Source organism: Staphylococcus gallinarum, from assembly GCF_029774255.1.
GTDB lineage: Bacteria > Bacillota > Bacilli > Staphylococcales > Staphylococcaceae > Staphylococcus > Staphylococcus gallinarum.
In genome coordinates, this window is the sequence record NZ_CP069082.1 from 2,217,999 (window position 1) to 2,230,325 (window position 12,327).

Consider the following 12,327-nt stretch of genomic DNA (forward strand, 5'->3'; position numbering starts at 1 on the left):
TCTATTTTAACTTACTACAATGCTAAAAATAAGACCTATTCGACTTAGCCGAATAGGTCTTATTTGATCAGCAATTAATCATGCTTTTCCTTATTTTCTATTAATTTCAATAATGGTCTATAATCATCGTCTATCAATCCCGTAAACTCTACAATTAATTCTATTGTTATCAGTATCAAGATTAACATCATCAAGACACCCCATGGTTGAGATAGATACAAGATGATGCTCGACAAACTGAACAATAATGCTATCGAATAAATTAACATGACAGTTTGTCGATGTGTGTATCCTAAATTCAATAATTTGTGATGTAAGTGCGATTTATCAGCTTGCATAATATGTTGACCCTTTTTCACACGTCTAATCATCGCAAATAATGTATCGATAAATGGTACTGCTAATATAACAATTGGGAAGAATAGCGATACAAATGTAATGTTTTTAAAACCAAGTAGTGACAAGAACCCAACTATAAATCCAATTAACAAGGCACCACTATCTCCTAAGAATATTTTTGCAGGATGGAAATTAAAACATAAAAATCCGAGCAGTGAACCAATTAAGACACTACAAATCATAATAATAAAAACATTTGCCTGCAAAATTGCTATAAAACCTATTGTAATTAATGCAATCATCGAAACACCTGATGCCAAACCATCAAGACCATCAATTAAATTAATCGCATTTGTAATTGCGACTATCCAAATCACCGTAATTGGAATAGCTAAGATTCCGAAATGAATGGTCGGACCAATTGGCAATGAAATAAAATCAATTGTCACACCATAATATACTACTACTAATGCTGCAATAATTTGACCTAACAATTTCAATACCGGCTTCAAATCGTAGATGTCGTCTATCAATCCTACTAAATACATTAACACTGCACCAATAACCAAAGGTTTAACTTCCGTTTCAATTGGGTGCCCTAACCATATTCCTAATAAAAAAGATAACAAGATTGTAGTTCCGCCAAGAACAGAAACAGGTTTTGTATGAATCTTTCTGAAATTAGGTTTATCTACAATACCTAATTTATGGGACACCTTTATGATAATTGGTGTGAGTATTAAACTGACAATCATTGAAAAAATGATTAATAATAACGTATACATCAGTTCACCTTCAATAAAATAATTCAAAATTATTTAGATTTAAATTTTAGTAAATGAGTTATTCTTTATAATAATAAATTCACTAGTTCATTATGTATTCAACGTATAATATATTTATAACAGCATAATGTATTGAGCAAATTATATTCTCTATAAATCACTTAACTCTATCATACATGATTCGCTTTTACATATACAAATGGTAATGAGATAATGACTACTAAATGTACAAAATAGTTAATATTTTTATATAATAAGCGAATTATTATTTAGTTATTTCCTCAAACAAATATTTTAACATGAAATTATAGTGATTGTTATAACTTTCTGTTTACATATTGATGACAAAATGTAAGTTTTCACTTACAATAACTAAGGGTTATTCAAAAGGAGCGTAAAATAAAATGTTCGAAGCAATTATTTACAATATTTCAGTTATTGTAGCAGGAATCTATTTGTTCCATCGATTACAATATTCCGAAAATCGAAACATGGTGTTTTCTAAAGAATATGTAACTGTATTAATGACAATTGTTGCATTATTATTATCGGCCTATCCAGTAACGATCTTTAATGAATATTCGTTGTACTTAACATTTGTTCCTATTTTATTTCTAGGACGCTTTACGAACACTTTCTACACTGTGTTATCAGCAATTATCGTGGCATTGATTAATGTCTTATTAGGCAATGATACGGTGATAGCTGCAGTTATACTTGTGGTCATAGCTATTATTGTAGGCGCAGTTGGTCCATTTTTAAAGCAAAATGATATTATATCCATTCAAATTTTGAATGCGATTGCTTTAATTATTTTTGCAATATTGTCGTTAATAAGTCCATATTATGAATTTAAAGAAGTGCTTTATCTTATTCCGCTATCTTATGTGTTATCAATTGCCTCTTCATTTACTTTTGTAGATATGTGGCATTTCTTCTCGTTAGTTAATCGCTATGAGAATGAAGATAAGCTAGATTACTTAACTGGCTTAGGCAATGTAAAGGAATTTGATAGACATTTAAACGAAGTGACACGTATTGCCGAAACAAATAACGAAAGCCTAGGATTATTGTTAATCGATATTGATGGCTTTAAAGATGTTAATGATACTTATTCACATCAATCTGGTGATGCTGTCCTTAGACAAATAGCACAGCTATTGAAAAACTATGTCCCTCAACAATTTAATATTTTTCGTAATGGTGGCGAAGAATTTTCAATTGTCTTAAACGACTATACCTTGGATCAATGTGTAAAGTTAGGTGAAAGTATACGTGCAGGCGTAGAACAATCCACATTCCATTTACCAAATAAAGAAGTTATTAAATTGTCTGTCTCAATTGGTGTTGGTTATTTAACACAAGAAGATTATAAGTCACAACGCAAGGTCTTTAAAGTTGCAGACGATATGTTACACATGGCTAAGAATGAAGGCAGAAATCAAGTCATGTTTAACCCTATTGTAAAACTTTAATACAACCTATTTAATCATGTAGTACTGTTCGTACTATTCAAATTTAATTGCAACAAGTCTTATTACTTTTATTCAATAACATTAGGACACATCTATATAAGATGATTACTGACGTATTAAACGCAGTGATCATCTTTTTTATTGCGCGTCGTTGACTTTATAATATGATATAAGACACAGTTGTCATCATTTTAAAAATAGCCAGCTAATAAATGACACTAACATTATTACTTAAAATAGAGCATCACCTATTTTAGTAACATTACAGCAAATAGTTTATGGTGATTGCACAATTATTTATATTTCAGCCTATTTATTACGTTCTTAATTAATAAGAAATATTAAAAAATGATGACGGAATAATCATTGCTATTGAAAGTTCTAATTGTACACTGTAAACTTTCAATTGTTCTATATACTACAATTATGGGGGTGAATCATCTATGTCAGAGTCGATTACAATCATTGATGAAGATAAAGTCATCGATGTCGTACTCATAGCTGGGAGAATATTATTGGAGAGTGGCGCTGAAACTTATCGCGTAGAAGATACGATGAATCGTATTGCTGCAAGTTATGGATTAGATGATACATATAGTTTTGTCACTTCCACAGCTATTATATTTTCACTAAACAATCGTACTAATACGCGACTCATACGTATTCGTGAGCGTACGACGGATTTGGAGAAAATTGCATTAACCAATAGTCTCTCACGTAAAATTGCTAGCAAACAACTGGATATCGATGAAGCAAAGTCAGAACTCATTCACTTACACCATGCTTCGTTACAATTTTCATCTATAACAAAATTCTTTGCTGCAGCAATTGCTTGTGGATTCTTTCTCTTTATGTTTGGAGGCGTTATGCATGACTTTATTTATGCAATATTGGCAGGAGCCGGTGCTTTCTTGACCTTTGACTTCGTGCAACGCTTTATTCAAATCAAGTTCTTTTCAGAATTTATTAGTGCCGCAGTAGTTATAACAATTGCAGCATTTTTTACACATATAGGGTGGGCACAAAACCAAGATATTATCACTATTGCTGGTGTTATGCCATTAGTACCAGGAATATTAATTACGAATGCCATTCGTGACTTAATGGCTGGTGAGTTACTTGCCGGGATGTCTCGTGGCGTCGAAGCTGCCCTCACATCTTTTGCAATTGGTGCAGGCGTTGCAATTGTCCTATTATTATTTTAAGAAAGGAGCAGTAAAATGGTCTTGATATATTATCTTCTCCAATTTGTTATTAGTTATTTAGCTACAATGCTTTTTTCTATTATCTTTAATGCACCACGACGCTTATTGTTAGCATGTGGTTTTGTTGGCGCTATGGGATGGTTTATTTACAAATTAACGGTTGATTTAGATTTAGGTAAAGTTATGGCGTCATTTTTAGGTAGCTTTATCTTAGCCTTAATGAGTCATGTGATGAGTCGACGTTATAAGAGACCTGTCATTATCTTTATTGTTCCAGGTATCATCCCACTTGTGCCTGGTGGATTAGCATATGAAGCGACACGCTTTTTAGTCAGTAATCAATACACACACGCAGTTAACACATTCCTAGAAGTGACATTAATTTCAGGTGCCATTGCCTTTGGAATATTATGTGCTGAAATAATTTATTATCTCTATACACGCATCAAACAATATTTTGGTAAAATGAATGGTAAGATATATAAAAAATCTTATAATATGAACAACAGAGCTTAAGAGGTGTTAACTATGAAAAAAGATATAATCGATCGTTTAACAAAATACGTCATTATTGATACACAATCTGATCCTGAATCAAATACAACACCATCTACTGAAAAGCAGTGGAATCTATTAAATTTATTACAACAAGAGTTAACAGATTTAGGTTTAGAAACTGAATTAGATGACAATGGTTATTTATTTGCAACCTTAGCAAGTAATGTTGAAGCGGATTTACCGACCGTAGGCTTTTTAGCACATGTTGATACGTCACCAGATTTTAATGCTACAAATGTAAATCCACAAATAATCGAAAATTATGATGGCAATACTATTAAATTGGGCGATACAACACGTGAATTATCACAAGATGTCTTCCCTGGCTTAAAGCAAGTCGAAGGACATACATTGATGATAACTGACGGTACATCTTTATTAGGTGCAGATGATAAAGCTGGTGTTGTGGAAATTATGGAAGCAGTAAAATACCTTACTGAACATCCAGAAATCAAACACGGTGATATTCGTATCGCCTTTACTCCTGATGAAGAAATCGGTAAGGGACCTCACGCATTTGATGTGGAACGTTTCAATGCTGATTTCGCTTATACGATGGATGGTAGTGAGTATGGAGAATTACAATATGAAAGTTTTAATGCAGCAGAAGCGAAGATCACATGTCATGGTGTGAACGTACACCCTGGTTCTGCCAAAAACACCCTTATTAATGCTATATTACTCGGCCAACAATTCAATGCCTTATTACCACAACAAGAAGTCCCTGAACGTACAGAAGGTTATGAAGGATTTTATCATTTGATGAAATTTAATGGTGATGTAGAGAAAACAACGTTACAATATATTATTCGAGATCATGATCGCGAACAATTTGAATTACGTAAAAAACGCCTGCTCGAAATTAAAGAAGATATCAACACACATTATCAAAATGATCCAATCGAAATAGAAATCAATGATCAATATTATAATATGGGTGAAAAAATTGCCGAAAACCCACACGTTATCGATATCCCAAAACGTGTTTTCGCAAATCTTGGTATCGAGCCTAATACAGAACCTATACGTGGCGGTACAGATGGATCACAACTCTCGTATATGGGTTTACCAACACCTAATATTTTTACTGGTTGTGCTAACTTCCATGGCCCATATGAATATGCCTCAATTGATGTTATGGAAAAGGCAATCGATGTAATAATTGGTATTGTACAAGAAGTCGTTAACACATACGAACAATAATTTATCTAGGAGTATTCAGGTCAATCGTTAGGCCATTATGATTATCACTTAACACATTCGATAGAGAAAACAAAGAATGTAGCTAGTCGTAAAAGATTATGGACAGAAAAATCGATGATTTTTACATTTTCACAGTAAAAATCATCGATTTTATTTTTTAGTCTGAAAGACTAAAGTCCCGGATTCATATACTATTTATTAATAATATGCTGAATTAATCACATTCTACGAACATAACATAAAATTTATTCTAATTTATTTTGTCGAATCAAAATCTGTTTTTAATAGCTTAATAGCTTGAACAGCATAATGTCTGATTTGAATTCCCATTTTAAAATCAGTAAAATACTTTGGCATTTGAATAAACGTATTAAACATAGATGTAACACCCATTGATTCAAATAAATCAAACTTATCGTCAGTCGCACATATCGCAATTGATGGTTTATGATGCTTCGTCGCTAATTCCGCAATACGAATCGTCGTCGTTTCTAATAAACGGTCTTCTTCACTTACACCCTCGCCAAATATTACTAAATCAGCTTGTGCTATCAGCGATTCCAAGTGCGTAATTTGGTCAACCAACTCATGACTAGTCATAATCTCGGCATCATATAAAGCATGAAGTACAGCTGCAATACCGCCACCTGCACCACCTTTAGCAATAGGACCAAGCGCGAGTTTCATTTCACTTTTAAATATTTCACTTAAATACCAAATCAAGTTATCAATTTCTGCCGCATCGTTTCGCTCAAGACCTAATTGCTCGTGAAGTTGAATAATTTCACTTTCCTTACCATACAATTTACTGTCAAAATCTGACATCAATTGTAACCTGACATCTTTAAGTTGTGGATGTAACCCAGAAGCGTCTATTTTTCGAATATATTTCAATACACGCGTTCCTTCAGTGACATCGACTTCATTTGCTTCATCATCGTAAAACTTCATACCTAGTGCTTGCAACATACCCGCACCACCATCAAAACTATCAATACCACCTAATGAAATAATGATATGTTTAGCATGATTTTCCAAAGCATCTACGATGAGCTCTCCTAAACCATAACTCGTACGTTGATTGATTGGTTTAGTCCCTTTTAAAAATAAATTCCCTTCAATGACAGTTACATCATTATCCGTAATACCATAAACAGCTTCTACTTTATTCATATCTGCATCATGTGTCATAATTCTGTATTTCGTTCCCGATTGCCATAAAAATACAGAATCCATTAACTCATGACGACCATTAAATAATGGTACTTGAACGATATCTGCACGTTCAATCTGGCTCGCTACCGCTTCTTCCACATATCTATTCGCTTGGTAACTTGAAATAATACCATTAAATTCATCCATCGCCACTAATACTTTCATCTTGTCACCTCAAAATATTTATATTAACAACAATTACTATATACTAATTTAAGCATTATTTATTTCAATACATAGTACAATTCAAAAATAGTTAGTGAGTCACAAACGACTTAATGTCGTCACTACATGCTGATTTTATACACATGTGGCACGCTTCCCACTCACGAAATGATATAGCTACAAAATTTAAGTGCTATAATTTGGCGCACTATCATATCGCAAGCTATAATTTCCCATTCATTTTTACATTATACATGTCATTATCATTTTTTTCACATTAAAAGATAAAATAAGCGCTTGTGATAGGTTTCCATATTAGAAACATACTACAAGCGCTTGTGCTAATTTTTAAGTTTATTATTCTTCAGCATTTGCTAAAGAACTTACATTGATATTTTCGTGATCTGCATTCCAAACCGCTTGTCCCTTCACAAAGTAAAATGCTTGTGGCGATTCGTGCTTTACATTTGTCTTCTCTTCAATATAGTTAGATAATTCACGTTCTTGTTGAACGACTAAATAGTATCCATCCATATCTCGTTCATATAAAAATTTGTTAAATTGATCAAATGCATCTGCTGAAATAGGACAAGTTTCACTATGTTTCAGTACAAATACATAACTATTTTCTTCAATAACTTGTTCAAACTGGTCAATCGAACTCAGCTTTATAGCCATTCTATTCACCTCTAAAAATATTTAACACACAATAAGTTCCAAATTGTGTGAAAGTGCCACGATATTAACATATCATCGTTTCCAATTATACACAATTACCTTTTTGTTGTTAACCGTTTATTTAAATTCTTATAACTAATCAAAAATATTATCTCGTTTTAACTATCTTTAATTTTTTTATACTTCTTGTTAAACGCTTTATCATAACGTTCTAGGTCTTTCCCCTCTTTAGGTAATGCATCGATATCCATTTTCTCTATTTTTTCACTTATTTCTATCGTTTCTTCTCTTGTTTCATAATAATTTTGTAAACTATAGTACATTTCTATTGCATTTTTACGCGCATCATTGACGTAGCCACTAGTGATTTCTGTTTTATTTAAATCTCTAATTTCCTTAGTAATCAGCGGCATAATATCATCGTTAATTAATTTTTTTACCTTTTGAGGATCCGAAGAATCAAAACCATCATCTACAGTTGATTTTAATGCTTTATTATTTTCTTCTAATTTTTCCTCAAAATATTTCACATCTGATGTTGCGCCAGCTTTTTTAGCTTTTTTCATATTTGCCTCAACCTGCGAACGATTCTTCTCAAATAATTTCGTATAATCTAATATGTCTTCATTAGCCTTTATAGATTGATTATATAAATCGACAAACTTTTTTGTTTGATTTAGTGCTTTTTTCTTATCTTGAACAACCTCTAGGTATTCAGATTTAAGCGCTTTGGTTTCAGCAGATTTAGCAGGTAAATGTTTCGCTGCCTTTTCATATGCATCCATTTTAGGAATAACCTTACTATTTATTTTATTTTGTAAATCATTAAACTCTTGCTTATTCTTATCAGTGGTGTCTGTTTTACTTAAATCATCCAAACGTTTAAGTTGGATACTGTCCATTGCTTCTTCTACATTCTTCCCTTTATTTTTAACATCATTCAATGATTTGTTAAAATCTCTAAATTCAGAAGACCATTTATGACTACATGACGTCAATATGATTGATATACTAAGTAATAAAACGATGCAAAGTATTCTTTTCATTTCTGCACTCCTTATTATTCCGTATTATACAGAAACTTATTTAACTTGAAAATGATATGTGATATATTATTTCAGAATTTACAGTTTAACAAGAATAAAATCAGAATAAAAGGAGCGCTCAACTTAATGTATTCTCAAGTACAAAATTTTATCATTGAGGATAAAAACATTGATTTTGCACAGCAGTATGAAACGCTTAGTACAACTTTATTTAACCTTTTAGATACGCCCGTAAAATCAACGCACCATATTGGTGGTACGAAACATTTTAATTATCCTACCGAACCTATCTTAGACATTCTTGTAGGAGTAGATAATTTACATGACATAACATCTTTAGATGAAAAACGACTGAATTATGCTGGCTTCTATCGTTTACATCATCCATATAAAAAGAAAGTGGTCATGGCTCAATTTAATAACCTTATTGATTTAAAGCAAATCGCCCGTCTACATATTATCCAAAAGGATTCTACGCTGTATAATGATTACTTATTAAGTACAAAGTATTTAGAAAATAATCCATCAGCAGCGCAAACTTTTGGAAATGCTAAACAAAATATTGCTCAACATGCACCTACAATTCGTGCATATGAGAATCAAAAGCAACAGTTATTCTCTAAATTATTAAAGCAAATACATACAGATTAATTTGAATCGGTTTTTACGTTCACTTTTCATACAGACATGGTATAATCAACTCAAATTTTAATAGATGTATAAGTTTTGTGATTAACTAGCATACTATTTAGCAAATACCCACAAATATTGCTATAATGTATAAATGAATTCACTAGGAAAGGACGTACAATACATTGCATAAAGATGACATCTTAAAGGAATTAGAAGCAATTGTACCTAAAGATATAATAAAGATTGATGAACCTTTAAAGCGCTATACATATACAGAAACTGGTGGTCAAGCAGATTACTACTTATCACCAACCACACATCAACAAGTGCAAGCGATTGTGCACTTTGCTTATTCCAATGATATTCCTGTTACTTATTTAGGTAATGGATCAAATATTATTATTCGTGAAGGCGGCATAAGAGGTATTGTTATCAGCTTACTTTCACTCGATTATATTGAAGTTTCAGATGATGCTATTATTTCTGGAAGTGGTGCTGCAATCATTGATGTTTCACGCACTGCAAGGGATTATAGTTTAACTGGTTTAGAGTTTGCATGCGGCATTCCGGGTTCTATTGGTGGTGCTGTATTTATGAATGCGGGCGCCTATGGAGGCGAAGTAAAGGATTGTATTGATTATGCTCTTTGTGTAAACGAAAAGGGAGAATTAATCACCTTAACTAAGCATGAATTAGAATTAGATTATCGAAATAGTATTGTTCAGAAACAACACCTTGTAGTTTTGGAAGCTGCTTTTACACTTGAACCGGGTCATAAAGAAGACATTCAATCGAAGATGGATGATTTAACTGAACGCCGAGAAACAAAACAACCATTAGAATATCCTTCATGTGGTAGTGTATTCCAACGCCCACCTGGACACTTTGCAGGAAAACTAATACAAGATTCAGACTTACAAGGTCATCGCATTGGTGGAGTTGAGGTTTCAACAAAGCATGCTGGCTTTATGGTTAATGTTGATAAAGGTACAGCCACAGACTACGAAGATTTAATACATTATGTACAAAAGGTCGTTAAAGAAAAATTCGATGTGGAGTTACATCCAGAAGTACGAATTATCGGAGAGCATCCGCAAGACTAGTTAGGAGACAGATACAATGGTTAATATTTATGGTCCAACGGTAGATAGCGAAGGCAGATGCACACATTATCAAACGCCTTTAGACATTATTTCAATTAAATTTAAATGTTGCGATAAATACTATCCATGCTATAAATGCCATAACGAAAGCGAATCACATCCTATAAAGCGATGGGAATCAGATGAATTTAATGAACGTGCAATTTTGTGTGGTGTTTGTAAACACGAAATGACAATTAACGAATATATGATGATTGAGGCTTGTCCAGAATGTAATGCGCATTTTAACAACCGTTGTAAATATCACTATCATCTTTACTTTGCTATTTAATGCATAATAAAAACCAGACCTTTTCAAATCCCGGAAAGGTCTGGTTTCTTAATATGAATATTTCATTCTTCTTAATTATTTATGAAGGCATTTGTGACTTAACATAATCCACAAAAGTTTGGATATCACCCTTTTGTAGTTCTTTTATTGGCATTGGTCCCACATTAAAGACAAATTGAATACTATCGTCGTGTGCTTCAATCTGTTCAATTTCATTATAAGCAATACTTCTATAATAAAATTCACCATTCATATCTACATTTAAAATCAATCGCTCATTTGTCGCAATAAAGGCACCTTCGAATTCTGAAGTACCATGCATATTATACTCAATCGTCCCTAATACAGTAGGGCCTTGCTCTTCTGTTGGATATAAATCATTAGGATTCACTTTATCTAATATCATCATTGCACCTCTGTTCTAATGTAATTACTCAGTTTCCTTTTAACATTAAAGCTAAAAACGTCACCTTAATTTAGTGTTTATAAACCATTTACCCTTTCCATTTCTAAAATAACACAATTCTACTTTAATCCCAGGTTATTTAAAAGACACTATATTTACGTATGTTTGTTGCAAAATACCTAAATAAACATTGTCATTCTTATGTCTAGATTCAGATGATCTTATCAATAATACAAAGTACAGTAACGAACCTAGAACATAAATACCTAGCATTAAACCCAGTAAAGATTTTTGATGAGCTTGTTATTGTTATCGATACTCAGTATTGTTATTGCTCGCTTACCTAGGGGGATGGGTCGAGCCTTGGTCTCGACACTCACCCTACTCCCTCAGGTGTCTCGCAAACAATACTGTAAAATTATAAGCAGTAAATATCAAGACAACGATTTTAATATAATTCAATTTCCTTACACACACGCTAGCATACTAGGTAAAAGGAGATATTCTATCTATCTTTCTGATTCGTATTGCTCACTTACCTAGGGGGATGGCTCAATCCTTGATGTCGACACTCACCCTACTCACTCAAGTGTCTCGCAAACAATACGAAGTTCTTATATATAATTACTACAAAAATAATGACTATGATTTTAAAAGAGGTTTCAAATTAGACGAATGTGATGATTGTTCAGGGTGTCCACACCCCAACCGATATAGCAAACATAATTCGGAGACTAATAAAAAAGTTTTGAGGAATTATAATTGGGAATCTTTCAAAACTAAAATAAATCAACAGCTTTCAGAACCAGAAATACAAAGATTCTACAATCAAAATAAAATTGAGATAGAAGCTGTTTTTGTATTATTAAAGGCTATTTGTGGATTTACTCGTATGTCACTTCGAGAAATAACAAGGATAAAACATGAACTCGGATTAGCATTATTAGCTATCAATATAAGTAAAATAATAACACTAAGTGATAATCAATTTGATAATAATAGAAAAATCGATAATTTTTACATTTTCACAGTAAAAATTATCGATTTCATTTTAGTCTGAATACTAATGTTCCAGACTCTTTCATTCTAGGATCTAAATCCCAACCTTTTAGGTCTTATGATTATCTACAATCAAATTCGATACGTATAGAATACATTCAGTTACTTTATTAACAGTACGAATTT

Annotated in this window: 13 protein-coding genes; 8 read left to right on the forward strand and 5 right to left on the reverse strand. The window is 32.4% G+C overall.

The window, feature by feature from the left end:
* Nucleotides 1-74: 74 nt before the first annotated feature.
* Nucleotides 75-1,124 carry a glycosyltransferase family 4 protein gene (locus JN168_RS10615; protein WP_042738221.1) on the reverse strand — a complete coding sequence of 350 codons (1,050 nt, stop codon included), beginning with the start codon at nucleotides 1,122-1,124 and terminating at the stop codon, nucleotides 75-77.
* A gap of 404 nt (nucleotides 1,125-1,528) precedes the next feature.
* Here JN168_RS10615 and gdpS point away from each other — a divergent pair, with 404 nt between their 5' ends.
* The 4 genes from gdpS to pepT all read left to right on the forward strand — a co-directional run bounded on the left by gdpS (nucleotide 1,529) and on the right by pepT (nucleotide 5,565).
* Nucleotides 1,529-2,599, forward strand: a complete 1,071-nt coding sequence (gene gdpS / locus JN168_RS10620; RefSeq protein ID WP_107512802.1) for a GGDEF domain-containing protein GdpS — start codon at nucleotides 1,529-1,531, stop codon at nucleotides 2,597-2,599.
* A gap of 443 nt (nucleotides 2,600-3,042) precedes the next feature.
* Complete coding sequence (locus tag JN168_RS10625; RefSeq protein ID WP_042738219.1) at nucleotides 3,043-3,804, forward strand: threonine/serine exporter family protein; 762 nt, start codon at nucleotides 3,043-3,045, stop codon at nucleotides 3,802-3,804.
* Between the two features lie 15 nt (nucleotides 3,805-3,819).
* Nucleotides 3,820-4,320 carry a threonine/serine exporter family protein gene (locus JN168_RS10630; protein WP_371130123.1) on the forward strand — a complete coding sequence of 167 codons (501 nt, stop codon included), beginning with the start codon at nucleotides 3,820-3,822 and terminating at the stop codon, nucleotides 4,318-4,320.
* 12 nt (nucleotides 4,321-4,332) lie between these two features.
* Nucleotides 4,333-5,565: a peptidase T gene (pepT, locus tag JN168_RS10635; protein ID WP_232154832.1), complete on the forward strand. Its 1,233-nt coding sequence runs from the start codon at nucleotides 4,333-4,335 to the stop codon at nucleotides 5,563-5,565.
* Between the two features lie 255 nt (nucleotides 5,566-5,820).
* Here pepT and JN168_RS10640 read toward each other — a convergent pair whose 3' ends face one another.
* From JN168_RS10640 to JN168_RS10650, 3 genes are all read right to left on the reverse strand, one after another.
* Nucleotides 5,821-6,945 carry a glycerate kinase gene (locus tag JN168_RS10640; protein ID WP_042738217.1) on the reverse strand — a complete coding sequence of 375 codons (1,125 nt, stop codon included), beginning with the start codon at nucleotides 6,943-6,945 and terminating at the stop codon, nucleotides 5,821-5,823.
* A 357-nt stretch (nucleotides 6,946-7,302) separates the two neighbouring features.
* Nucleotides 7,303-7,623 (reverse strand): bacillithiol system redox-active protein YtxJ, encoded by a 321-nt coding sequence (ytxJ, locus tag JN168_RS10645; protein ID WP_042738216.1) that lies wholly within the window; start codon nucleotides 7,621-7,623, stop codon nucleotides 7,303-7,305.
* 158 nt (nucleotides 7,624-7,781) lie between these two features.
* Nucleotides 7,782-8,669 (reverse strand): EMYY motif lipoprotein, encoded by an 888-nt coding sequence (locus JN168_RS10650; RefSeq protein ID WP_042738215.1) that lies wholly within the window; start codon nucleotides 8,667-8,669, stop codon nucleotides 7,782-7,784.
* Nucleotides 8,670-8,795: 126 nt separating this feature from the next.
* Between JN168_RS10650 and JN168_RS10655 the strand changes: the two genes are divergently transcribed.
* The 3 genes from JN168_RS10655 to JN168_RS10665 all read left to right on the forward strand — a co-directional run bounded on the left by JN168_RS10655 (nucleotide 8,796) and on the right by JN168_RS10665 (nucleotide 10,736).
* The gene (locus JN168_RS10655; RefSeq protein ID WP_042738214.1) at nucleotides 8,796-9,320 is read left to right on the forward strand and encodes a GrpB family protein; all 525 of its coding nucleotides are present in this window, start codon (nucleotides 8,796-8,798) and stop codon (nucleotides 9,318-9,320) included.
* A gap of 164 nt (nucleotides 9,321-9,484) precedes the next feature.
* A complete protein-coding gene (murB, locus tag JN168_RS10660) occupies nucleotides 9,485-10,405 on the forward strand; it encodes a UDP-N-acetylmuramate dehydrogenase (protein WP_042738213.1) in 921 nt (306 codons plus the stop codon).
* 16 nt (nucleotides 10,406-10,421) lie between these two features.
* Complete coding sequence (locus tag JN168_RS10665; RefSeq protein WP_107512125.1) at nucleotides 10,422-10,736, forward strand: CHY zinc finger protein; 315 nt, start codon at nucleotides 10,422-10,424, stop codon at nucleotides 10,734-10,736.
* A 79-nt stretch (nucleotides 10,737-10,815) separates the two neighbouring features.
* On the opposite strand, the gene JN168_RS10670 is transcribed toward JN168_RS10665, so the two are convergent.
* The gene (locus JN168_RS10670) at nucleotides 10,816-11,142 is read right to left on the reverse strand and encodes a PH domain-containing protein (protein WP_042738211.1); all 327 of its coding nucleotides are present in this window, start codon (nucleotides 11,140-11,142) and stop codon (nucleotides 10,816-10,818) included.
* Between the two features lie 547 nt (nucleotides 11,143-11,689).
* Between JN168_RS10670 and JN168_RS10675 the strand changes: the two genes are divergently transcribed.
* Nucleotides 11,690-12,202 carry a transposase gene (locus JN168_RS10675; RefSeq protein WP_229366997.1) on the forward strand — a complete coding sequence of 171 codons (513 nt, stop codon included), beginning with the start codon at nucleotides 11,690-11,692 and terminating at the stop codon, nucleotides 12,200-12,202.
* Nucleotides 12,203-12,327: the final 125 nt, after the last annotated feature.